Annotated in this window: 18 protein-coding genes and 1 pseudogene; 13 read left to right on the top strand and 6 right to left on the bottom strand. The window is 70.7% G+C overall.

Annotated elements, in window-relative coordinates:
- Positions 1-2: 2 nt before the first annotated feature.
- The 3 genes from alc to ACFYO0_RS42620 all read left to right on the top strand — a co-directional run bounded on the left by alc (position 3) and on the right by ACFYO0_RS42620 (position 2,402).
- Entirely contained in the window at positions 3-1,133 is a 1,131-nt protein-coding gene (gene alc / locus ACFYO0_RS42630; RefSeq protein ID WP_388687085.1) for an allantoicase, read from the top strand.
- Between the two features lie 129 nt (positions 1,134-1,262).
- A complete protein-coding gene (locus ACFYO0_RS42625) occupies positions 1,263-1,892 on the top strand; it encodes a dihydrofolate reductase family protein (protein ID WP_388687084.1) in 630 nt (209 codons plus the stop codon).
- Between the two features lie 117 nt (positions 1,893-2,009).
- Positions 2,010-2,402: a ribonuclease domain-containing protein gene (locus ACFYO0_RS42620; RefSeq protein ID WP_388687082.1), complete on the top strand. Its 393-nt coding sequence runs from the start codon at positions 2,010-2,012 to the stop codon at positions 2,400-2,402.
- A gap of 55 nt (positions 2,403-2,457) precedes the next feature.
- On the opposite strand, the gene ACFYO0_RS42615 is transcribed toward ACFYO0_RS42620, so the two are convergent.
- A complete protein-coding gene (locus ACFYO0_RS42615; RefSeq protein WP_388687081.1) occupies positions 2,458-2,658 on the bottom strand; it encodes a hypothetical protein in 201 nt (66 codons plus the stop codon).
- A 253-nt stretch (positions 2,659-2,911) separates the two neighbouring features.
- Here ACFYO0_RS42615 and ACFYO0_RS42610 point away from each other — a divergent pair, with 253 nt between their 5' ends.
- Both ACFYO0_RS42610 and ACFYO0_RS42605 read left to right on the top strand, forming a co-directional pair.
- The gene (locus ACFYO0_RS42610) at positions 2,912-4,186 is read left to right on the top strand and encodes a sensor histidine kinase (protein ID WP_388687109.1); all 1,275 of its coding nucleotides are present in this window, start codon (positions 2,912-2,914) and stop codon (positions 4,184-4,186) included.
- A 79-nt stretch (positions 4,187-4,265) separates the two neighbouring features.
- Positions 4,266-4,937 (top strand): response regulator, encoded by a 672-nt coding sequence (locus ACFYO0_RS42605; RefSeq protein WP_388687079.1) that lies wholly within the window; start codon positions 4,266-4,268, stop codon positions 4,935-4,937.
- 182 nt (positions 4,938-5,119) lie between these two features.
- Here the strand turns inward: ACFYO0_RS42605 and ACFYO0_RS42600 are convergent, their stop codons facing one another.
- Complete coding sequence (locus tag ACFYO0_RS42600; RefSeq protein ID WP_388687077.1) at positions 5,120-6,133, bottom strand: Gfo/Idh/MocA family oxidoreductase; 1,014 nt, start codon at positions 6,131-6,133, stop codon at positions 5,120-5,122.
- Positions 6,134-6,260: 127 nt separating this feature from the next.
- Here ACFYO0_RS42600 and ACFYO0_RS42595 point away from each other — a divergent pair, with 127 nt between their 5' ends.
- The 6 genes from ACFYO0_RS42595 (at position 6,261) to ACFYO0_RS42570 (ending at position 15,154) form a co-directional block, all read left to right on the top strand.
- On the top strand, positions 6,261-6,998 hold the full coding sequence (locus tag ACFYO0_RS42595; protein WP_388687107.1) for a GntR family transcriptional regulator: 738 nt from the start codon (positions 6,261-6,263) through the stop codon (positions 6,996-6,998).
- 202 nt (positions 6,999-7,200) lie between these two features.
- Positions 7,201-8,352 carry an ROK family glucokinase gene (locus ACFYO0_RS42590; RefSeq protein ID WP_386344997.1) on the top strand — a complete coding sequence of 384 codons (1,152 nt, stop codon included), beginning with the start codon at positions 7,201-7,203 and terminating at the stop codon, positions 8,350-8,352.
- Between the two features lie 68 nt (positions 8,353-8,420).
- Complete coding sequence (locus tag ACFYO0_RS42585) at positions 8,421-8,930, top strand: sugar kinase (protein ID WP_388687075.1); 510 nt, start codon at positions 8,421-8,423, stop codon at positions 8,928-8,930.
- A gap of 142 nt (positions 8,931-9,072) precedes the next feature.
- The gene (locus tag ACFYO0_RS42580) at positions 9,073-11,931 is read left to right on the top strand and encodes a DEAD/DEAH box helicase (protein ID WP_388687073.1); all 2,859 of its coding nucleotides are present in this window, start codon (positions 9,073-9,075) and stop codon (positions 11,929-11,931) included.
- A complete protein-coding gene (locus ACFYO0_RS42575; RefSeq protein ID WP_388687071.1) occupies positions 11,931-14,270 on the top strand; it encodes an SWIM zinc finger family protein in 2,340 nt (779 codons plus the stop codon). Before ACFYO0_RS42580 ends, ACFYO0_RS42575 begins: the two co-directional genes overlap by 1 nt.
- Positions 14,271-14,575: 305 nt before the next feature.
- Positions 14,576-15,154: a dihydrofolate reductase family protein gene (locus ACFYO0_RS42570; RefSeq protein WP_388687069.1), complete on the top strand. Its 579-nt coding sequence runs from the start codon at positions 14,576-14,578 to the stop codon at positions 15,152-15,154.
- 259 nt (positions 15,155-15,413) lie between these two features.
- Here ACFYO0_RS42570 and ACFYO0_RS42565 read toward each other — a convergent pair whose 3' ends face one another.
- The 3 genes from ACFYO0_RS42565 to ACFYO0_RS42555 all read right to left on the bottom strand — a co-directional run bounded on the left by ACFYO0_RS42565 (position 15,414) and on the right by ACFYO0_RS42555 (position 18,748).
- Positions 15,414-16,352: a sigma-70 family RNA polymerase sigma factor gene (locus ACFYO0_RS42565; protein WP_388687068.1), complete on the bottom strand. Its 939-nt coding sequence runs from the start codon at positions 16,350-16,352 to the stop codon at positions 15,414-15,416.
- Positions 16,353-16,362: 10 nt separating this feature from the next.
- Positions 16,363-17,577, bottom strand: a complete 1,215-nt coding sequence (locus tag ACFYO0_RS42560; protein ID WP_388687066.1) for an NAD(P)/FAD-dependent oxidoreductase — start codon at positions 17,575-17,577, stop codon at positions 16,363-16,365.
- Positions 17,578-18,046: 469 nt separating this feature from the next.
- Entirely contained in the window at positions 18,047-18,748 is a 702-nt protein-coding gene (locus ACFYO0_RS42555) for a PepSY domain-containing protein (protein WP_388687064.1), read from the bottom strand.
- Between the two features lie 274 nt (positions 18,749-19,022).
- Here ACFYO0_RS42555 and ACFYO0_RS42550 point away from each other — a divergent pair.
- Both ACFYO0_RS42550 and ACFYO0_RS42545 read left to right on the top strand, forming a co-directional pair.
- A pseudogene (locus tag ACFYO0_RS42550) lies at positions 19,023-19,199 on the top strand (winged helix-turn-helix domain-containing protein); the annotation flags it as partial.
- Positions 19,196-20,620 (top strand): ATP-binding protein, encoded by a 1,425-nt coding sequence (locus tag ACFYO0_RS42545; RefSeq protein ID WP_388687062.1) that lies wholly within the window; start codon positions 19,196-19,198, stop codon positions 20,618-20,620. The pseudogene ACFYO0_RS42550 and the gene ACFYO0_RS42545, both read left to right, overlap by 4 nt.
- Positions 20,621-20,841: 221 nt before the next feature.
- Here ACFYO0_RS42545 and ACFYO0_RS42540 read toward each other — a convergent pair whose 3' ends face one another.
- Positions 20,842-22,275, bottom strand: coding sequence for a glycoside hydrolase family 43 protein (locus tag ACFYO0_RS42540; RefSeq protein ID WP_388687060.1), 1,434 nt, complete (start codon positions 22,273-22,275; stop codon positions 20,842-20,844).
- Positions 22,276-23,644: the final 1,369 nt, after the last annotated feature.

Genomic DNA, 23,644 nt, shown 5'->3' with positions numbered 1-23,644 from the left:
CCGTGACGGCGCAGCATCAATCCCCTCTGGCTCGTTTCACCGGCGACGCGAGCCCGTACGGGGGCGGCGACCCGTACGCGGACTACCGCACCGCCGACTTCCCCTTCACGCGGTATGCCAACCTCGCCGACCGCCGACTCGGTGCCGGTGTCATCGCCGCCAACGACGAGTTCTTCGCCCAGCGCGAGAATCTGCTCGTGCCCGAGCGCGCCGAGTTCGACCCCGAGCGCTTCGGGCACAAGGGCAAGATCATGGATGGCTGGGAGACACGGCGCCGCCGGGGCGCCTCCGCGGACCATCCCTGGCCCACGGCCGAGGACCACGACTGGGCGCTCGTACGCCTCGGCGCCCCCGGTGTCGTACGCGGCGTCGTCGTCGACACCGCGCACTTCCGCGGCAACTACCCGCAGGAGGTGTCGGTCGAGGGCGTGTCGGTGCCGGGGGCGCCGTCGCCGGAGGAGTTGCTGTCGGACGACGTGAAGTGGACGACTCTCGTGCCCCGTACGGCCGTTGGCGGCCACGCGGCCAATGGCTTCGACGTCGCCCTGGAGCAGCGGTTCACGCATCTGCGCGTCAACCAGCATCCCGACGGGGGCATCGCCCGACTCCGCGTGTACGGCGAGGTCGTGCCGGACCCTGAGTGGCTGTCCGTGCTCGGCACCTTCGACGTCGTGGCCCTGGAGAACGGCGGCCGGGCCGAGGACGCGTCCAACCTCTTCTACTCGCCCGCCACCAACACCATCCAGCCGGGCCGTTCCCGGAAGATGGACGACGGCTGGGAGACGCGTCGGCGTCGTGACACCGGCCACGACTGGATTCGCTACCGGCTTGTCGCTCGGTCCGAGATCCGGGCGATCGAGATCGATACGGCGTATCTGAAGGGCAATTCGGCCGGGTGGGCTTCGGTGTCGGTGAGGGACACCGAGAGCGGCGACTGGGTCGAGGTCCTGCCCCGGACCCGCCTACAGCCGGATACGAACCATCGCTTCGTCCTGTCCGTACCGGTCGTGGGTACGCACGCGCGCGTGGACATCTTCCCGGATGGAGGGATCTCGCGGCTGCGGCTGTTCGGGGCGCTGACGGAGGAGGGGGTCGCGGGGTTGCGGGGGCGGCTTCGGGAGGTGGGGGGCTGAGGCGGGGGCGATGAACCCCCTGTCGGCCCGACGCCGCGCACACGAGTCCACGGACCGATGAGTTGCGGGCGCAGGAGCGGTCTGAGCTGATGGCAGAGACAGCATCTCCCTCCAAGGAAGGCAGTCATCATGGGCAAGCTCAGTCTCACCAGCTTCGTCACCCTCGACGGCGTCATGCAGGCGCCAGGCGGTCCCAACGAGGACACGCGCGACGGGTTCGAGCACGGCGGCTGGAGCGTTCCGTACGGTGATGAGGACTTCGGACGGTTCATCGACGAGGTCTTCGGCCGGGCGGGCGCGTTCCTGCTCGGGCGTCGGACGTACGAGATCTTCGCCGCGCACTGGCCCAGGGTCACCGATCCGGACGACCCGGTCGCGGGCAAGCTCAACTCCCTGCCCAAGTACGTCGCCTCGTCGACCCTGACGCAGGCCGACTGGGCCGGTACCACGGTCGTCCGCGGCGACCTCGCCAAGGAAGTCACCGCGATCAAGGAGAACACCGACGGGGAGCTCCAGACCCACGGCAGCGGCGACCTCGCCCAGTCCCTGCTCGCACTCGACCTCGTCGACACCGTGCAGCTGCTGACCTTCCCGGTCGTGCTCGGCACGGGTCGCCGTCTCTTCGCCGAAGGCGCCGTACCGACCGCGTTCACTCACACCGAGGCGCGCATCACGAGCACGGGTGTCGCCATCCACACGTATGAGCTGGCAGGGCGCCCGGAGTACGGATCGTACGAGCTGCCGGCGGAGACTGCGTAGGGCCGAGGTGCCGGCGCGCGGACAGGTTAACTCCCGGAAAAATCATGCGACTTGCCGGGCGAAATTGTCGCCGTTGACATTGACATGCCAGCGTCTACGCGCGTCATGCTAGGAGCCATGAGATTCCCCCCACGCAGCACTCGCATCGGCGCTCTGGTCGCCCTCACATCCGCCCTGCTCATCGGCGGCGCCGCCACGGTCCCCGCGAACGCGGCGCCGGCCGCCGTCGGCAACGTCTGTTACAGCGCACTGCCGTCCCAGGCGCACGACACACTCGACCTGATCGAGTCGGGCGGCCCCTTCCCCTTCCCCCAGGACGGCACCGTCTTCCAGAACCGCGAAGGCATCCTTCCTGACCAGGACACCGGCTACTACCACGAGTACACGGTGATCACGCCCGGCTCCGACGACCGCGGTGCACGCCGCATCGTCACGGGTGAGGAGCAGCAGGAGGACTACTACACGGCGGACCACTACGAGTCGTTCCGGCTGGTCAACCACAGCTGTTGACCAGCAGCCGCCCCCCGTGCGGCTGCTGGCCGGCACTGCTGATCACCGCTGCCGGTCACCCGGGTTTCCGGCTCTCGGCGACTGCGAACAGCGCGAACGACAGAACCAGTAGTGCGACGCTCGCGTAGATCTCGTAGTCGTCGAGGAAGCCGACCCGTTGTACGAGGCCGATGTCCCAGTCGGTGAACTCGTGCACCAGGCCGGCCGCGCCCTGCAGGAAAGCGATCACGCCGAGAAACTCCAGAACCTGCTTCATGCCAGGATCCTCGCCCCGCGGACCCCCCACGCTCATCGGCCGCGGGGCGAGGTATGTCCGACGGAAGTCTGGAGTCCGGGCGGAGGGCGCGTCGAAAGTCTTCGGTGGTGCGACTTTGGTCGGCGATCGTGCACAGAGGGGCGATGCGGGTGGGTGCTGATGCGTAGATTTGTCGACCGTGAGCGGTAACGAGCGTGCGTCGGGGGCGGGACCGGGACCGGGAGCGGTAGCGGTAGGGACAGGAGCGGCGGGGCTGATACCGGAGCCGGGGGCCGCCCCGGTGCCGCTGCCCGGGCGGCGCTGGCTGCCCTCGGCGGTCGCCGTCGAGATAGACCCCGACCGGGTGGCGCGTGTCGGGCGGACGGGACGGCCCCGGCGTACCGTGCGGGACTGGGCCGTGGACTTCGCCGCCTTCCTGCTGGCCGTGATTGTCGGCCTGCTCGGTGCTGACACCCTGTCCCAGGCCCCCGACCTCCCGCACGCGCTGGAGGTCGCCGACCAGTGGGTCGGTGCGTTTGCCTGTGCCGCCGTCTGGCTGCGTCGCCGCTGGCCGGTCGGCCTCGCCGTAGCCATGGTTCCCATCAGCTTCGTCTCGACCACGGCGGGCGGGGTGGGCCTGGTGGCGCTGTTCACGCTGGCCGTGCACCGGCCCTTCAAGTACGTCGCCTGGGCCGGCGGTGTCAACGCCGCGCTGCTCCCGCTCTTCTACTATGTGCGGCCCGAGCCCGATCTCGACTACGTCGCGTCGGTGCTCCTCGGGTGGGTGCTCACCGCCGCGATCTTCGGCTGGGGCATGTTCGTCCGCTCCCGCCGCCAGCTCCTGCTGAGCCTGCGGGATCGCGCCCGGCGCGCCGAGACGGAGGCCGCGCTCCGTGCCGAACAGGCGCAGCGGCTGGCACGGGAGGGGATCGCTCGCGAGATGCACGACGTACTGGCCCATCGGCTGACGTTGCTGAGCGTGCATGCGGGGGCGTTGGAGTTCCGGCCCGACGCGCCTCGGGAGGAGGTGGCTCGGGCTGCCGGGGTCATCCGGGAGAGTGCGCACGAGGCGTTGCAGGACCTGCGGGAGATCATCGGGGTGTTGCGGGCCGGGCCCGGTGGCGCGGAGTCGGGGGAGCCCGGTCGGCCCCAGCCGACGCTCGGGGCGCTGGAGGCGCTGGTCTCCGAGTCGCGTGAAGCCGGGATGAAGGTGAGCCTCGACAACCGCGTTGACGATGCCGCCGCAGTGCCCGCCTCCGTGGGGCGTACCGCGTACCGCATCGCCCAGGAGGGGCTGACCAATGCGCGCAAGCATGCGCCCGGGGCGGAGGTGACGGTGTCCATTTCGGGGGCGGCGGGTTCGGGACTCACCGTGTCCGTACGCAATCCGGCTCCGCCGGGGGATGTGCCGCTGGTGCCCGGGTCCGGGCAGGGGCTGATCGGGTTGACGGAGCGGGCGATGTTGGCGGGGGGCCGGCTTTCGCATGGGCCGGTGGGGGACGGGGGTTTCGAGGTGTCGGCCTGGTTGCCCTGGGCGTCGGGCGGCTAGGCGAACGTATTTTGCTCGCTGAACGCACCCCGACCCAACACCCCCATGGGCGCCCCCACTTCATGATTACGTGAGGTCCATGACTCCGATCCGTCTGCTCCTCGTCGACGATGACCCGCTGGTTCGCGCCGGGCTGGCCTTCATGATGGGCGGTGCCGATGATCTGGAAATCGTGGGGGAGGCCTCCGACGGGAGCGAGGTGGAGGAACTCGTCGAGCGGACCCGCCCCGACGTGGTGCTCATGGACATCCGGATGCCGACCGTGGACGGACTCGCCGCCACGGAACGGCTCAGGGGGCGTGAGGATGCGCCGCAGGTCGTCGTGCTGACGACCTTTCACGCCGACGAGCAGGTCCTGAGGGCACTGCGAGCCGGTGCCGCCGGATTCGTCCTCAAGGACACACCACCGGCGGACATCCTCGAGGCCGTACGCCGTGTCGCGGCCGGCGACCCCGTGCTTTCCCCCACGGTCACCCGCCAGTTGATGGAGCACGCCGCCGGTGGTGGCCTGGACACCCGGCGCACGACGGCCCGTACCCGCATCGCCGCACTCAACGACCGCGAACGCGAGGTGGCCGTCGCCGTCGGACAGGGGCACTCGAACGCCGAGATCGCCCGCGAGCTGTTCATGAGCGTCGCCACCGTCAAGACACACGTGTCCCGCATCCTCGCCAAGCTCGACCTCAACAACCGAGTACAAATCGCGCTGTTGACGTATGACGCGGGCCTCCTGGAGGGCGACGAGCACTGAGCGCCGGTAGCGGGCCGGCACAGCGGACTTGCCGAAGTCCCGTGCCGTACCGCGCCCCTTCAGGGGCGGTGACGTCGTTGTCCGCCAGCAGCGGAGCGGGGATGTGACATATGCGGCTTCGCCGCGCGGGCGCCCCACCACAGACGGCCCGCAGCCTGCGCACCGCCTCTCCAGCCGAGCGTTCAGTCCCGGCCGCCCGGGATCTCCGCCAAGGACACCAACCGGCGCTCGTGCCGCGAGAGTTCGCAGGCCTCCGCGATGCGCAGCGCGTGCAGCGCCTCGCGCCCGTCGCACGGGTTGGCCCGCTCCCCGCGCACGACCTCGACGAAGGCGTGCAGCTCCGCCTCGTACGCGGGCGCGAAGCGCTCCAGGAAACCGGTCCACGGCTTGGTCGCGGGCGGCGGCCCGGTCGGCTCGGTGGAGCCGATCGGCGTGCGGTCGTCCAGGCCGACGCCGATCTGGTCCAGCTCACCGGCCAGTTCCATGCGTACGTCGTATCCGGCACCGTTCATCCGGGTCGCCGTCGCCGTGGCGAGCGTGCCGTCGTCCAGGGTCAGGACGGCCGCGGCGGTATCGATGTCGTGCGCCTCGCGGAACATCGCGGGCCCGGCGTCCGAGCCCATCGCGTACACCTGGGTGATCTCATGGCCGGTGACCCAGCGCAGGATGTCGAAGTCGTGCACCAGACAGTCCCGGTACAGGCCGCCCAACAGGGGGAGATGCGCGGCCGGGGGCGGCGTCTGGTCCGACGTCATCGCCCGCACGGTGTGCAGCCGCCCGAGGCTGCCCGAGCGCACCGCCTCGCGTGCGGCCGTGTAGCCCGCGTCGAAGCGGCGCTGGAAGCCCATCTGCAGGATCGTTCCGGCCGCCTCGACCTCGGCGAGTGCGTCGAGCGTGCCCGGCAGATCGACGGCGATGGGCTTCTCGCAGAACACCGGGAGCCCCGCGCGTGCTGCCCGACCGATCAGTTCGGCGTGTGCCGACGTGGCCGTGGTGATGACGACGGCGTCCACGCCCCAGGTGAAGATCTCGTCGACGCCGGGAGCGGCCGTGGCGCCCAGGCGGTCCGCGAGCGCACGGGCCCGGGCGGTGTCCGCGTCCGTGACGATGAGAGAGCCACCGACCTCACGATGGCGACTGAGAGCCGTCGCGTGGAATGTGCCGATACGACCCGTTCCGATAAGTCCGATGCGCATGGAATCAAACTGCGGCTGGAACCAGCTCGCTGTCAAGCTTTGTCCTGACAATCGAACTTCACAACTTCCCGTCATCATTCACCAGAGCTACGCTCGCCCCGTGCCCAAACCAGAAGTGGATCCGACCGTGACGCTCCAGCTCAGCGTCGACCGGAGCAGTCCGGTGCCGCTGTACTTCCAGCTGTCCCAACAGCTCGAGGCGGCGATCGAGCACGGCGCTCTCACGCCCGGCAGCCTCCTCGGCAACGAGATCGAGCTCGCCGCGCGGCTAGGCCTGTCCCGGCCGACGGTCCGCCAGGCCATCCAGTCTCTCGTCGACAAGGGCCTCCTCGTACGCCGCCGCGGCGTCGGCACCCAGGTCGTACACAGCCAGGTCAAGCGCCCCCTGGAACTCAGCAGCCTGTACGACGACCTGGAGGCGGCCGGCCAGCGCCCCGCTACCAGGGTCCTCGTCAACGTCGTCGTCCCGGCATCGGCCGAGATCGCCGCCGCCCTCGCGGTCGCCGAGGGCAGCGACGTACACCGGGTGGAACGGCTGCGCCTGGCCCACGGTGAGCCGATGGCGTACCTCTGCAACTTCCTGCCGCCCGGCCTCCTCGACCTGGACAGCTCCCAACTGGAGGCCACCGGCCTGTACCGCCTGATGCGAGCCGCGGGCATCACCCTGCACAGCGCCCGCCAGACGGTAGGAGCCCGAGCCGCCACCATCGTGGAAGCGGACCGCCTGGGCGAACCCGAAGGCGCCCCCCTCCTCACCATGCAACGCACGACGTTCGACGACACGGGCCGGGCGGTCGAATACGGCACCCACACGTACCGGGCATCGCGCTACTCGTTCGAGTTCCAGTTGCTGGTACGCCCGTGAGTTCCCCTTTTCCCGCGGGCGGTACGGGGAGCGCCCCCTGAGGGGGTGCGGGGCTGTGTCGATTTGCGGCTCCGCCGCGGGGGCGCGACCAACCGCGACGCACCTGTGACCTGGTATTCGACCTGCAGTTTCCAGGCGGCACCGAGCGAAGCGAAGGGCCTCCCTGTGCAAGCCGGCGCCGACGTGCGGCAGAATCGGCGCGATGAGCACCTACCGCGACCTCGCCCTCGCACACCGCGGCTCCGCAAGGGCCACCGTCCTGCGGACCGTCGGCACGCGTGAGCGCCGATCGCATCTGACGGCTCCCCGCGTTCCCACCGTCGGCATCGACATCGGCGGTACGAAGGTGATGGCGGGTGTCGTCGACGCGGACGGCAACATCCTCGAGAAGGTCCGCACCGAGACCCCCGACAAGTCCAAGAGCCCCAAGGTCGTCGAGGACACCATCGTCGAGCTGGTCCTGGACCTCTCCGACCGGCACGACGTGCACGCCGTCGGCATCGGCGCGGCCGGCTGGGTCGACGCCGACCGCAACCGCGTCCTGTTCGCGCCCCATCTGTCATGGCGCAACGAGCCTCTGAGGGACCGCATCTCCGGCCGCCTCGCCGTCCCCGTCCTCGTCGACAACGACGCCAACGCCGCCGCCTGGTCCGAGTGGCGCTTCGGAGCGGGCCGCGGCGAGGACCATCTGGTCATGATCACGCTGGGTACCGGTATCGGCGGCGCGATCCTGGAGGACGGTCAGGTCAAGCGCGGAAAGTTCGGTGTGGCGGGCGAGTTCGGCCATATGCAGGTCGTACCCGGCGGCCACCGATGCCCCTGTGGCAACCGCGGCTGCTGGGAGCAGTACAGCTCCGGCAACGCGCTGGTGCGCGAGGCCCGCGAACTCGCCGCCGCCGACTCCCCGGTGGCGTACGGCATCATCGAGCACGTCAAGGGCAACATCTCCGAGATCACGGGCCCGATGATCACCGAACTGGCCCGCGAGGGCGACGCGATGTGCGTCGAGCTGCTCCAGGACATCGGCCAGTGGCTCGGCGTCGGCATCGCGAACCTGGCTGCCGCGCTCGACCCCTCCTGCTTCGTGATCGGAGGCGGTGTCTCGGCGGCCGACGACCTGCTGATCGGCCCCGCGCGGGACGCCTTCCGACGTCATCTGACCGGTCGCGGCTACCGCCCCGAGGCCCGTATCGCCCGCGCCCAACTCGGCCCCGAGGCCGGCATGGTCGGCGCCGCCGATCTCGCCCGGCTCGTCGCCCGCCGCTTCCGGCGCGCCAACCGGCGCAGGGTGGAGCGCTATGAGCGATACGAGCGGTATGTGCAGTCGCGCCGTACGACGCAGGGGTCGCTGTGACGACTACCTCGCTGCCCCACCGGACGCCATCTCCCCACGAGCCTCGCCCGCCCGAGGGCCGGGGCCACATGATCCGCCGCCGTGCGCTGACGCTACTGATCATCGTGCTGCTGATCGGCATTCCGGCCGGCTATTTGGTGATCTCCGCCAACCAGAGTCGCGACAGCGGCAGGAGCAAGGAGGAGAAGTATTCCGCAACGGGCCTCACTCATGACTGGCCTTCGCGTGTCCAGCGCCGCCTCTACCATGTGCTGATCCCGCCCCGCTCGAAGAAGGTCGCGTACTACGAGACGAACAACTGGAGGACCAGCCGGCTGTACGTCCAGTTCCTCACCAGCGACGACGGCCTCGACACGTTCCTCAAGAAAATCGGTACCAGCCGCGCCGCCCTGGAGAAGGACGACTTCCCCATCAGCGCCCGCCATCGGAAGATCGTCGACTGGGACTTCACGGGACCCGGCCCCTGGTCGGGCCTCACCCGTGCGCGGAAGAACCCGACCCCCACGCTGGACGTGGTCGTGAACTGGTCGAAGCCAGGCCGTCCCATGGTGTTCGTGGTCTCCAGAACGACGCCCTGACCTTCCTGGCCTTGTGGTTCGGCCGCCGACCCATTGTCAGACCCGGCCCGTACAGTCGAAGACGAGTGATCCGACTGGTCCGGCGACGAGTGTTCTGACCGGGCCGGGTGGTCTGACTGGGGTGAGGGAGGTGGCCGGGAGTATGAGCGTGGAAGACGTCGAGGGGCGAGTGGGCGAAGCCGCGCGGACAGCGGTGCCGGTTCGGCTCGCGGCCGTCTTTCTGCCGGCCGGACTGCCGCGGGACGGGCGGATCGCCTTCTGGGACCCGGACGGTGGGGCGCTGCCGGAGGGTGAGCGGACCGAGCTGACGGTCGTACGGCGGCACGGCGCGCAAGTCAGGCGAGGACCGGCGCCCGCACTGAGCCTCACGGTCGGCGAGGCGCTGCCCTTGCTCGTACGGGCGAGGCGGGACCCCGCGGCACATCCCGCCACGGCGTGCTGGGGCGCCGCCGCACTGCACGCGCTGCGGCTCCTCGCCCGAGGGCGACTGCTGCCCGGACTGACGCGGGACGGCCACGACGCCTGGCGCGCGGGACCGCTGGACCCGGACGACATCGCCCACTTGAGGGCGATGGCCGCGGCCCTCCCGTACGAGGGACATGCCGTCCCCCTCCCTGGCCGCAGCCCCCTCCGGCTGCCCGACCCGGAAGCGCTGATGCGCGCCTTCCTCGACGCCGTCGCCGACACCCTGCCGCGCACCGAGGCCGCGCCGTACGCCGTCGGGAAACCCTTCGCCGCGCGCGAGCCGCAGCGGCTGCCGGGCGCCCGGGACTGGGCGGCGGAGGTCGCCGCGGGCATGGACGCGGGCGTACGCATCTCGCTGCGCCTGGACCTCTCCGCGTACGACCTGTTCGACGACAGCGACACCGACGACGGCGAGGCCGCGCGGCGGGCGGGCGCGGCCGTCGTCCAGGTGCACAGCCTCGCCGACCCCACCCTCGTCGTCGACGCCGCGGCCCTGTGGGCCGGCGAGGCCGACGAGACGTTCGGGCCACGCGCGCGCGTGGACGCCGCCCTGGCCGTGCGGCGCGCGGCCCGCGTCTGGCCGCCGCTGGACCGGCTGTCGGAACAGCACGTACCGGACGTACTCGCGCTGTCCGAGGACGAGTTGTCCGATCTGCTCGGCGTCGCGGCGACCCGCCTCGGCGCGGCCGGTGTGGCCGTGCACTGGCCTCGCGACCTCGCCCAGGACCTGAGCGCGGCGGCGGTGGTGCGTCCGGCGCCGGGTTCGGCGACGGACGGCACCGGGTTCTTCGAGAGCGAGGAACTGCTCCAGTTCCGCTGGCAGTTGGCGCTCGGCGGCGATCCGCTCAGCGAGGCCGAGATGGACGCGCTGGCCGAGGCACACCGGCCCGTCGTACGGCTGCGGGACCAGTGGGTGCTCGTCGATCCGGCCCTCGTCCGCAAGGCGCGTAAACGCGAACTGGGTCTGCTCGACCCGGTGGACGCGCTCTCCGCCGCGCTCACCGGCAGCGCGGAGGTCGACGGTGAGACGGTCGAGGCGGTGCCCGTCGGCGCGCTGGCCGCGTTGCGTGACCGGCTGACGGCGGGGGTGCGGCCCGCCGAGCCGCCCGCCGGTCTGACGGCGCGGCTGCGGGACTACCAGCTGCGCGGGCTGGCCTGGCTCGATCTGATGACCTCGCTCGGCCTCGGCGGCTGCCTCGCCGACGACATGGGGCTCGGCAAGACCGTCACCGTCATCGCCCTCCACCTGAAGCGGGCGCGCCGCGAGCCGACCCTCGTGGTCTGCCCGGCCTCGCTGCTCGGCAACTGGCAGCGGGAGATCAACAGGTTCGCCCCCGGCGTCCCCGTCCGCCGCTACCACGGAGCGGGCCGCACACTGGAGGACCTGGACGGCGGATTCGTCCTCACCACGTACGGGACGATGCGGTCGGGGGCGGCCCGGCTCGCCCAGCAGCGGTGGGGCATGGTCGTCGCGGACGAGGCGCAGCACGTCAAGAACCCGTACTCGGCGACCGCGAAGGCCCTGCGGACGATCCCCGCGCCGGCCCGGGTCGCCCTGAGCGGGACCCCCGTGGAGAACAACCTCTCCGAACTCTGGGCCCTGCTCGACTGGACGACCCCCGGACTGCTCGGCCCCCTGAAGTCCTTCCGCGCCCGGCACGCGCGCGCGGTGGAGAACGGCGAGTCCGACGAGAACGGGGCAGCCGTGGGCCGCCTCGCCCGACTGATCCGCCCATTCCTCCTCCGCCGCAAGAAGTCGGACCCGGGCATCGTCCCCGAGCTGCCGCCCAAGACGGAGACGGACCACCCGGTCCCACTCACCCGTGAACAGGCTGCGCTCTATGAGGCGGTGGTGCGCGAGTCGATGCTGGCGATCGAGACGACGGAGGGCATCGCCCGCCGTGGCTTGGTACTGAAGTTGTTGGGTGCGCTGAAGCAGATCTGCGACCATCCCGCGCTGTACCTGAAGGAGGACGTCCCGCCGAAGACCGGCGACCGGCTCGCCGCCCGGTCCGGCAAACTCACCCTGCTCGACGAGCTGTTGGACACGCTGCTCGCCGAGGACGGTTCGGCGCTCGTCTTCACGCAGTACGTCGGCATGGCGCGACTGATCACCTCCCACCTCGCGGCCAGAGCGGTACCGGTCGAGCTGTTGCACGGGGGTACGCCGGTGCCCGAGCGCGAACACATGGTGGACCGCTTCCAGAGCGGGGCGACGCCTGTCCTGGTCCTGTCTCTGAAGGCGGCCGGCACGGGCCTGAACCTCACGCGCGCGGGCCATGTCGTCCACTTCGACCGCTGGTGGAACCCTGCCGTCGAGGAACAGGCCACCGACCGCGCCTACCGCATCGGCCAGACCCAGCCCGTCCAGGTCCACCGCCTCATCACCGAGGGCACGGTAGAAGACCGCATCGCCGAAATGCTCGCTTCGAAGCGGGCGCTGGCCGACGCGATCCTGGGTTCCGGCGAGGCCTCCCTCACAGAACTGACCGACCGCGAGCTGTCGGACCTGGTCTCACTCCGGAGGTCGGCGTGATGTCAGCCGAGCCCAACGCGTCGGCAGGGCGCGACAGATCCGCCGAAAGCAGCACGGCCGCCGAGCCGGGCCGGTCCGCGCAGCCGCCGCACGGAGGTGTTCGGCCGGACACGTCGAGCTCATCCGGTGAGGCCCGGCCTGCCGATGTGGCCCGCCGTGCCCTGTGGGCCGCGCGGCGTGGCGAGGCCGGGAACGCCGGGGCCGCCCCGCAGGAGGACGATTCCGCCGCGCCTCAGACGCGAACGGCGGCACGGGGTACGGAGCAGGCAGCCGCCGGGACGACTGCTGACCGGCGGCGGACGGCACCGCGTGAACCCCGTCCGGGTGACGTGGCGCGTGAGGCTTTGCGAGGCGCGACCGGTCGGGGCGCGGGCGCTGCGGCTCACACGGAAGGCGGGGCAGCGACGTCCCCGCCGACCGGCGACGAGGTGCCCGGAGCGGCGGGGGCCGAGGGCACCGTGCGCTCCCAGGAGACGGAGGGCACTGTGCGCTCCCAGGAGACGTCCGAGCCGTCGGCCGTCGGCCGTCCCGACGCCGGTCGGCCCGGCAGCGGCAGGGCGTCCGGTACACCGCGTCCCGGTGACGTGGCCCGCGAGGCGCTGCGCGCCGCGCGATCCGCAGGGAGCCGCACCGGTCGCACGGCCGCCGGGGCCAAGGGAGTTGGTGGTCCGAGCCGCCCCGTTGACGCGAGGAGGACCCCTGCCTCCGAACCGTCGCCGAGCACCGCCGGCCGTCGCGCGGCGGCTCAGGCTCCGGAAATGGCCGACCGGTTGAGCGACGCCTCCGAAGCGCCGCCGTGGCCGGCCGGACAAGCCCGGACGACGAGGCCTGACGAATCACGCAGCACCACACCCTCGGCAACGACGCCGGAGGCCGCTCCCGCGCCCACCGAGCGACACTTCCCACCCAGGGCGGCACCCGCTTCCGCTGTCGGTTCCGTGCGCCGAGGCGCCCGTACGCGTCCCACCGGGACCCAGACCGACGCGGACGCTTCGTCGTCCCCTTCCACCTCCGTGCCCGGCGGAGCCCTCCAGCCGCACACGCCCCCATCCCGCCCCATGGGCTCCCCGGCCCACGGCACCGACCTGCGTCGTACCTTCCCCGCCCTGCCGTCGCGGCCCCCGGATCGGGACAGGTTCGCCGAGACATGGTGGGGCGACGCCTGGGTGCGGGCGTTGGAGGAGGCCGCGCTGGACCCGGCGCGGCTTGCGCGCGGGCGGGTGTATGCGGGGCAGGGACACGTGGACGCCGTGACCGTCACGCCGGGGCTCGTGCTCGCGTATGTGCACGGGAGCCGGCCGCGGCCGTACCGGGTGCAGATCCGTATGCGTACGCTCGCGGACGAGGACTGGGAGCGGTTCCTGGAAGCCGCCGCCGAACGGCCGGGGCACATCGCGGCGTTGCTCGACAAGGACATGCCCCAGTCGCTCGCCGAGTGCGGGGTCGAGCTGCTGCCCGGCCCCGGAGATCTCGAACCGCACTGCAGCTGCCCCGACTACGGCCACCCCTGCAAGCACGCGGCCGCCCTCTGCTATCAGACGGCACGGCTGCTGGACGAAGACCCCTTCGTGCTGCTCCTGCTGCGCGGCCGAGGCGAGCGCGAGCTGCTGGACGCGCTGTCGCGCCGCAACGCCGCCCTGGCCGCCCGCTCGGCCCACGCAGGCAAGGAAGGCAGAGAGGGCAAAGAACCCGAACTCCCCGGCGTACGAGCCCGTGACGCCTTGGCGTCCCGCCAACTCCCGCCCCTGCCCGAGCCGTTGCTCCCGCCCGCACACCCCGGGCAGCCGCCCTCCTATCCGGCGGCCCCCGGCGGCCCGGACCCGTTCGCCCTCGACCAGCTGGCCACCGACGCGGCCACCCGAGCGCACGCGCTGCTCACGACGGGACGCGACCCGGCAGCGGAGCTGACCCTCTGGCAGGACGCCGTCCGCCTCGCCGCCGCCCGCCCCGGCTCCGGCCTCACAGCCACGACCCGCGCCCTGTACGCGTCCCTCGCCTCCGCCGCCGGCCGCACCGCCGCCGACCTGGCACGCGCGGTCGCCGCCTGGCGCCAGGGCGGACTGGAAGGGCTCGCCGTCCTCGAGGAACCCTGGGACCCGCCGGCGGGTCGATTCGACCGCGCCCGCCCCCTCCTCCTGGCTGCGGACTTCCCGGCCTTCCGCCCCTGGCACAACCACCTCACCCACCCTCGCGGCCACATACAGCTCCGCCTCGGTCACGACGGCCTCTGGTACGCGTACGAATCGGAACCGGGCCACGACGACTGGTGGCCCCGAGGCACCCCCGACCTCGACCCGGTCGGTGCCCTCACCGGCCTGGGCTCACCGACTGACCCATGACGCCACCCGACCGACCCATGACGCCACCCGGGTGTTCGTCCTCTGGCATCCCAGGGCTTCGTGCTGTCAAATTTCACCGCATCGAGAATTTGCGCGGCCTGTCCGGTCTCTGCCTGCTTCCTGGCCCGTCGTCTCCCGTTCGCTCGCCATCTGCCGGGCGCGCGGCTTCCCAGCGCATGCGGATCACCGCGTACATCTCGCCGCTACTGGGCGGCCGGATTCCAGGAGTCCAGGGGCGATGAGTCCCGCCGCGGTTGCCGGTCTGTATCTCCAACACACGATCAACCGCACTCGAGGAGAGCATCATGACCGCTACCTACACGTTCGACGTCTTTTCCAGCCTCGACGGCTTCGGCGCCGCCGGTGGCAACTGGACCGGCTACTGGGGCAAGCAAGGTCCTGAGCTGCTCGACCACCGCCTCGCCCTGTACCGCGAGGAGCAGCGGATGGTCTTCGGGGCCAACACATATCGGGCGTTCGCGCGGATGCTGGCCTCGAGCACCGAGGAGTCCGACGTGCGTGATCCATGGGTCACCCGGATGAGGAGCCTGCCGGCAACGGTGGTGTCGACCACGCTGGAAGGACCTCTCGACTGGCCGGACGCGAACGTCGTGAGCGGTGACGCCGTCGACGTCGTCGCCCGGCTCAAGGAGGAGTCCGAGGTGCCGTTGCGCTCGCACGGAAGCCTGTCGATGAACCGGGCACTGATGGCCGCCGGTCTGGTCGACCGCGTCCAGGTGACGCTCTTCCCTGTGATCACCGGTCAGACCGGGGTGGACCCGGTCTTCCAGGGCGCGGCCGACTTCGATCTTGAGCTGATCGAGAGCCGGACGCTCGACGGTCACGTCCAAGAGCTCATCTACCGGCCCACCCTGCATGTCTGAGTCCGGCCGTGCACCCCACCGCGCCAAGCAGCCGGCTCGGTGATGACGCCTGCTTCCTGAGCCGCGAGCACGACCACATCGATCCCGGTCCCGGTCCGGCTGCGCCCGGCCGGATCATCGACCACGCCGGAACCGACCACGGCGGGAAGGCCTCCGTGCAGATCGGTCTCCGTGCAGATCGGTCTCCGTACAGATCGGTCTCCGTACAGATCGGCCTCCGCATCCGCTGGAACCGCGCATTACGCGGCGGAGACGCCGGTCACCACTGGCCGATGGCTGGCGCGTCGGGTTCCTGCTGCCGCCACATCCCGGTCAGGCGCGCGAGCCGTTCCGCGGCGCCGAAGCCGTGCAGCGCCGCCACCTTGCCGTCGCTGATCTCGAACGCCGCGGCGCCCACGATCCGCTCCTCGAGTACGAGGAGCACGGCGGGCCAGCCGTTGACCTGCCCGATGTGGATCGTGGGCGAGCCGCCAACCAGGCGCCGTTTCGCGGGAGTGGGTTTGAAGGCGGTCCGCATCACGGCGGCGACGCGCTCGGGGGTCTCGTAGCGCCACAGCGTCCTGGAGAGGCCCGCGCCGTCGGAGATCGCCGTCGCGTCGTCGGTGAGGAGCGCCACCAGACGTTCGGTACGACCCGAGGACGCGGCGGCGAGGAACTCCTCGAGGACCTTGCGCGCGGACGCCGGGTCGACCTCACCGCCGCCGCGGCGCGCGGCCGCGATCCGGCGCCGGGCCCGGTGGACGTGCTGCTGGCTCGCGGACTCCGAGATGTCGAGGATCCCGGCGATCTCGGAGTGGGGGTAGGAGAACGCCTCGCGCAGGACGTAGACGGCCCGTTCGACCGGTGAGAGCCGCTCCATCAGGGTCAGGACGGCGAGCGACACCGATTCGCGCTGCTCGAAGGTGTCGGCCGGGCCGAGCATCGGGTCGCCGTCGAGAAGCGGCTCGGGCATCCAGGCGCCGGCCGCGCGCTCGCGGCGCACCGGTGCCGAGCGGAGCCGGTCCAGGCACAGGTTGGTGACGACTTTGGTCAGCCACGCCTCCGGCACCTCGATCCGCTCCCGGTCGGCGGCGTGCCAGCGCAGGTACGCATCTTGCACGATGTCCTCGGCGTCGGCTGCCGAGCCGAGCAGACGGTACGCGAGCGAGGCCAGCCGGGCCCGGCCGGCCTCGAAGCGATCAGCGACGGTGCTCTCCATGCAGACGACCTTATGCGGCAGCATTTTCGGGCGCGGCGGCAACGGCCGTGGTGTCGGCAGCCGTCGTGGTGGTGGTCAGGCGGCGCTTGCGCTTCGGCATGCCGAAGGTCGGGTGCGAGACGCTCCACAGGCTGCCCCTGAGGATGCCCGCCTTCAACCGCGCGGCCTTCCGGCCGCCCACGAACCAGGACTTCGCCCGTACGTCGCCGTCGACCATCTGAAAGATCGCGTCGTACCGCCCGAGGCTGATGTGGTTGCCGATGTAGGTCTTCTTGACGTTCGGGACCCGGCGTCCGGTCAGCCGTGCCACGATCGCGTCCGTCGCCTGCATGTTGGTATGTCCTGCAGAGGCGCAGGACATCGGCAGTGGCCGGCCGTTCTCGCCGATCGCGTACGCGCTGTCGCCAGCGGCGTAGACGTCCGGGTGTGAGACCGAGCGCATGGTGTCGTCGACGATGATCCGGCCGTCCTCGGTGACCTCGAGACCGGCGGCGGCCGCGATGGGGTCGACGGCGAACCCGGCCGTCCACACGGTCGCGTCGGCAGGGAAGGAGGTGCCGTCCGCACCGACCGCGTACGTCGCCCCGACGGCTTCGATGCCGGTGTGCTCGTGGACGGTGATGCCCAGCCGGTCGAAGGCCTCCCGCAGGTGGAGCCGGGCCGCCGGGGAGAGCCAGGCTCCCAGCTCACCACGGGCGGCGAGCGCCACGGAAAGACCGGGACGCGACTCGGCGATCTCGGCGGCGGTCTCGATGCCGGTCAGGCCCTCGCCGACGACCAGCACGGTGCCGGCTCCGCCCAGACTGTCCAGGCGTGCGCGCAGCCGAAGCGCCGACGGCCGTCCCGCGACGTCGAAGGCGTGCTCAGCCACACCAGGGACACCGTGGTCGGCGACCCGGCTGCCGAGCGTGTACAGCAGCGTGTCGTACCCGACTTCGCCGTCACCGTCCTCGCCGGTCACGGTGACGGTCCTGCGCTCCGGGTCCACCGCGGTGACGCGCGCCACGCGCAGCCGTGCCCCGGTGCCCGCGAACACGTCGGCGAGCCGCCGGGTCGCGAGTTCCCGGCCCGCCGCGAGCTGGTGCATGCGCATCCGCTCGACGAAGACCGGCTCGGCGCTGACGACGGTGATCTCGGTGTCGGCGGGCGAGAGGCGGCGGGCCAGGCTCCCGGCGGCGAAGGCCCCGGCGTAACCGGCGCCGAGGACGAGGATGCGGTGCTTCATGGTGTGCCTCCTGTCTGAATCGCTTGCCCCTTGAGCGGGACAGCGCAGCGATTCCTGACAGGAGTCGGGTGTGAGGTGGGTCACCGGACCGGTGCGGGTGGCTGTCCGCGGGCGCGCCGGAGGCGTCCGAAACAGGGGGCGGCATCAACCACACAACGTTCGGCCGGCACAGGCGAACGCAGCACCCGGCACGCGACCTCGGCTGTGTCGAGAAATGCCGACACACCGGGGGCATGATCTGCCGGACAGGCCCTGATGCGGTGGTAGGGGCACCCGGTGTCGGGTGCCCCTACCTGTGGGGGTGGGGAAGGCGTCCTTCCTCAAGGGGGAGTGGAGGTTTCGGCCTTCCCGGGAGGGAGGAGGAGTCGGTCTCCCGGTGTGGAGGAAGGAGACGCGGTCCTCCTGGGGGAGTGACCGTGGGCCGACGGGGGCGGCGGGGTCACTCCGCCCGGTGGTTCGTGTGCCTGGGTCAGTCGTTCGAGCGGTCGGCGGTGACCTTGCCCGAGTCGGGGTTCACGCGCCAGTCGCTGCCGGTGCCGTCGGCGGCGGTGGTGTCGACCTCCCAAGCCTGGTCCGTGCTCTCCTCATCGAGGTCGACGGAGGTCACCGTGCCCTTGGCGGCGGCGGCCTCGGCGGCATCCGCGGCGGTCACGGAGCTCCCCTTCAGGGCGCCACGGATCTGCGCGGTCTCGGCGGCATCGTCACCGTCGTCGTCCTTCTCGGTGTGCGAGCCGCGAACCTTGCCGTTGGCCGGGTCGATCTGGATGCCGTGCCAGGCACCGCCGTCGGTCAGCACGTCGACCTCCCACACGTGGGCCGTGCCCTCGTCGTCCAGGTCGGCCGAGACCGCCGTACCGGTCGTGTGCTTCAGCGCCGCCCTGATCGCGTCGGCGGCCGTGATCTGTCCGGCCTTCGCGTCGGCGGCGTTCTCGGCCTTGTCCTCGGCGTCCTCGTCGGTGGCGCGGGCAGACTGGTCCGCGGCCCTGTCCTGGGCCGTGTTGTCGGTGTTGTCGGTGTTGTCGGTGTTGTCGCGGTTGGTGTCGTCGTTCGACACCGTCACGGTCTTCTTCGCCACCGCCTCGTCGTCACTCGTGACCGCGATGGCGGTCGCGGTGCCGCCGCCGATCAGGGCGACGGCCGCGATGGTGGCGATGACGACGTTGCGCTTCACGGGATTCCTCCAGAATGCGACTGGTTGCAGCCGGCAACGGATGTTGTTGACGGTTGCAGTCGGCTTGTCTGCCTCATCTGCTTTCGACGGGGACCAATCTGGCCGATCGACGCTGAAGCAAACCTGAAGCCACCTGAAAGCCACTTCAGGTTCGGTTTGCCAAGCTGAACGAATGCACCCGCCCGTCTCCCACCACCGCGCTACTCGAGGCTCCACCAGAGCTGAACGCCTGTGTGCGCCGCCCTGCGCGCCGCCGGCCGCGACGTGCCGATCTATGAGGGCCGGTGAGGTCGTGTCGAAGTCCGACATCCTGGAGCACGCCTGGGACTTCGCGTACGAGGGCGCCCCGGACATCGTCGAGGTCTACATCAGCACTCTCCGCCGCAAGGTCGGCTCCGCACTCATCAAGACCGTACGCGGGGACGGATACAGACTGGAGGCCCGCCCGTGAACCGTCGTCTCGGCTCCGTGCGGGCCCGCGCCACCCTCGCCACGACCGTCGTCGTCGCCATAGCCTTGGTCGCCGCCGGCACCGCCGTACTGCTCTCGCTGCGATTCACCCTCACCGACAAGGCGGATGCCGAGGCCGACTCCGTGGCCCGCAACGCCGCCTCGGCGCTGGCGAACGGGTTCGCGTACGACGAGCTGAAGCTGCCGGACGGCGACGAGAACCCCGTCGAGGTCCTGGACCGGAACGAGAAGCCCGTCGCGGCCGGCGAGGACGTCGAGGCCATGAACGTGACCGCCGTCGCCTCGGAGCGGCTGAACTCCGAGACCAACGACGACGCCGACGACAAGGCGGAGGGTGATCGCGAGGCGGAGGACGGGGGCACTCTCTCCGCCGGGGAGATCACCGACGAGACCTGGTACGGCGAGGGCACCGCGACCGTCGAGGGGGTGACCGCGGAGTACCGGTTCGCCGCGGTCGACCTGATCACGCCGGGAGGTGTCCTGCTCACCGTCTACGCGGGCGCCCCGCTCTCCACCGAAAAGGACGCCGTCAGCACCGCGTTGACGACGATGCTCATAGGGCTGCCCCTGCTGCTGTTGACGGTCAGCGGGGTGACGTACGTGGTCACCAAGCGGGCGCTGCGCCCCGTCGAAGGCATCCGCGCCGAGATGGGGGCCATCACCGCGTCCGAGGACCTCTCCCGCCGCGTCCCCGAGCCGGACACGCACGACGAGATCGCCCGCCTGGCCCGCACGACGAACGAGACCCTCGCCGCCCTGGAGACCTCGGTCGAGCGGCAGCGCGCGTTCGTCGCCGACGCCTCGCACGAGCTGCGCAGCCCCATAGCGTCCTTGCGCACCCAGCTCGAAGTGGGAGCCGCGCACCCGGAGTTGCTGGACCTGGACGGGGCCGTCGAGGACACCGTACGACTGCAGAGCCTCGCCGCCGACCTGCTGCTGCTCGCCCGGCTGGACGCGGGGGAGCGGCCCCCGCCGGACGCGCGCTTCGACCTGGCGAAGGTCGTGGCGGAGGAGGTGTCCTCCCGTGACGGAGTGACCCTCGACAGCGTCAAGTCCGTGGAGGTGCGCGGCTCCCGCAACCAGATCTGCCGTGTCCTCGGCAACCTCCTGGACAACGCCCGCCGCCACGCCCGCGACCGCGTCGCCGTCACCCTGCGCACAGACGCCGACCAGACGGTCCTCCAGGTCGCCGACGACGGCTCGGGCGTCTCCCTCGCCGACCGCGACCGTATCTTCGAACGCTTCGTCCGCCTCGACGAATCCCGAGCCCGAGACGACGGCGGCGCCGGCCTGGGCCTCGCCATCGCCAAGGACATCGCCGTACGCCACGGAGGCACATTGACAGTCACCGACGCCCCCGGCGGAGGCGCCTTGTTCGAACTGAGGTTGCCGCTCACCTAGTGCCGCATCAGGCAACCTTCGCCCTGGCAACCACGGTTGGCACGCAGTTGCCGGCCGTCGGGGTGGCCGTTTCGCCAGATGATGCAGCGGCCGATCATGAGGAGAACGGTGCTCGGACGTCGTTGGTCACCGGGATGGCTCGCGTCGGGATGCCGGCGCCTTTTCCCTGGAGGGGACGGCAGGCGGGAGTTCGCCTGAGGGGCGCCGGCATCCCTGTCAGGTCAGCTCGTCACACGGAAGGTGGCGTCGCTGCGCCCCGTCGCGGTGGTGATGGGGTCGAGCTTCAGTTGGTACGCGTAGTGGCGGATGTACCGGTCGGGGTGGTTGTACGACTGGAACGACGACCAGTTTGCGTCGGCGAGCCCGGCTACCTGGCGGAAGGTGGCGTCTGCGGCGAACTGGGTGGTGCCGTCGTTGTAGGCCAGCTGGAAGTCGTATCCGGCGTGCCGCAGGAAGTATCCGGGGAAGTTCACCGACTCGAACGAGACGGTGCCGGAGCCTGCCAGGCCGGTCCTCAGCCGGAACTGGGAGTCCTGGGCGGGGCTGACGTTGGGGTCGATGCGCACGTCGAAGTTGGCGTGCCGCACGTACCGGTCCTGGAAGTTGAACGACTGCAGCCGCTTGGCCGTCGTGTTGGGCCAGCGCGCCTGTACACGGCTCTCCTCGGCCGCCGTCAGGTTAAGGATCGAGCCGTGACGCTTCTTGGTCCCGCCCAGGTTGTAGGTTCCCGACGCCGGTAGCCGGTAGGTGCCCGAGGCGGACGGGTTGGTCGTCAGAACCGGCATGTAGCCGCGTCCCGAGGCGTACTGGTCGAGGTACAGGGTCCACTCGTTGCGGTCGCGGAACTTCATCCACATCGGGCCTTCGACCTGCGAGCCGGTCAGGCCGATGCCGGAGAGGTTGCCGAGGCTGGTCCACGTTCCCAGGATCGAGTTGCTGCCCTCGAGCGTGATCTGGCCGTCACCGGAGGCCCGTACGTAGCGGAAGTCGCCGACACCTGACGGCACCTCGACGATCTGGGTGTCGATGATGCCCTGCGTTCCGGGGCGGTCGATGTAGATCTGCGGAGTGGTGATGGTGCGGAAGTCCGTGGTCCGGGCGTAGTAGATGCGGTGCTTCAGCACGCCGTTGAGGGTCGCGTTGGTCGCCCAGTACAGGACGTAGTCGTTGGTGGCCGGGTTCCAGATCGCCTCCGGCGCCCACGCGTTGCGCCCGTCGGGGATCGCGCCGGCGACGTCGAGCAGCCGCGGCGCGGACCAGGTGACCAGGTCCGTCGACTCCCACACCACGAGGTTGCGGCTGCCGTTGGAGGTGGAGTCCCCCCAGGACTGTCCGCAGCCGATGCACAGGTCGGTCGCGATGATCCAGTACCGGCTGCCGTCCGGTGACCGCACGAGTGCGGGGTCGCGCACCCCGCGCGTGCCGACGGTGGACCGCAGGGCCATCCCGCCGCCGTTGAGGTCGGTCCAGTTCAGGCCGTCCGTGCTGTGCGAGAAGTAGATCTGCTGACCGGTCGCCCCCTCCCCGATGAAGTGCGTCATCAGGTAGCCCGGGTCCGCGGCGGCGGCCCGCTGAGGCGTGGTCACGACTTGGGCTGTGAAGAGCAGGCAGGCGGCGACCAACATCGCCGTCAGCCGAGCGAGAACCGCGGACATGCGCATTCCTGTCTTTCTGCAAGTGTCATGATCAGGTCATAGCCAGGGCCGAGTGGTGAGACTCGGCCTCCGTGCCGTTGGGGCAAGACCGCTCCCTCGTGACGTCGGACGTCGCGTAATGCCGGTCGGTGGCCGAGGAGCCGCGGTTCCCGCCTGAGCGTGGCAGCGACCGGAGGCTCCGCAGTGGCGGGCCGGGTGCCGAAGGCGGCGGAGGGGGCTAACAGAGCTGTCTCAGGAATGAGCCAGTGACGGGTGCGGAACACGGGCTGTCCCCTTTGACGGCCATGGTTCGAAAAGTCGAACGTTGTTCGCAACTTCGAGCAGAAAGTAGATGTCAGCCAAGAGCATGTCAATGGAACTTGCCAGTTTGATCGCCGATTTCGGCGCACCAAGCACTACAGCCCCGGGGAGGGAGGGGGCGGAAGCCTCGCAACACCAAGCAATTCCGTCGGCGGACCTACCGGATCATGGTGCTCCTGAAGCTTCGCCGGGTACGTCTGTGCGATGCACGCGCATCGTGTCTCACGTATCTGACCAACTATGAGGTGCCGGACCACATCCTCGCTCGGTGGGCGGACACACCCACGTGGCGACCACCAAGCGGTGCTATGTGAAGCCCGATCGGGTCGGAACAGGCGCCAGTCCTGATCTTGGGCCCCTCGCTCGGTACAACATGGCACAGGTCGTAAAGACCGTCCAGGGGCGTCCAGCCGATCGAGGGTAGGCCCACAATGCCAGGTCAGGTCCTTATTGTCCGAGGGAGTCCACGCAGTTGGTGAGAGCTGTGTGAGAGGGCGTGACACGCAGAAGCCCCGCCGGTATCCCGGCCGGGCTTCTGCGTGGGGAGGGCTACGACAGGCCGCTTCGAGCACCCGGAGCAAGGATGCAGTTCCGGGGTCGTAGCCCTTCGCCCGCGAGAACCCCAACGCCCGGGAGGCGTCCTCGACGCTCCCCGTGCCGTCCCAGGTGGCGCGGATGCCGTGGCGGCCTGCCTACCTCAGAACGGTCATCGGCGCGGACCCTTCGGAGCTGCCGTCCGGGCGAGTTCGCCCAAGGACCTTTGCCCGACGCCGCTGGATGGGACGAGCGCGGTCAGGCTCACTGTAGGACCGTCGCCGCCATCGTCCCGATGACCGCGTTGCCGGTCACGCGGACCAGTCAGGAGATCAGGATGCCGTCGTTGCGCAGGCGCTCACGCTCCGCCCCCGGGCACCGGCCGCACGGCAGGGCGGGTACGGCCCGAACCACGGCGAGCTCCACTGCCGGGATCTTCGTGGGGGGCGGGCTGCTCCCTCATGACGGATCGGTCGGCACGGTGCGCGGCTTGATGGTGGGTGGGCCGAAGGGTGATCGTCGCGGATCGGGACCC

Origin of the sequence: Streptomyces sp. NPDC006365 (assembly GCF_042870755.1) — a bacterium.
Lineage (GTDB): Bacteria > Actinomycetota > Actinomycetes > Streptomycetales > Streptomycetaceae > Streptomyces > Streptomyces xiangluensis.
The sequence above is the reverse complement of the archived record's forward strand: the minus strand, read 5'-3'. Positions and strand labels throughout refer to the sequence as shown.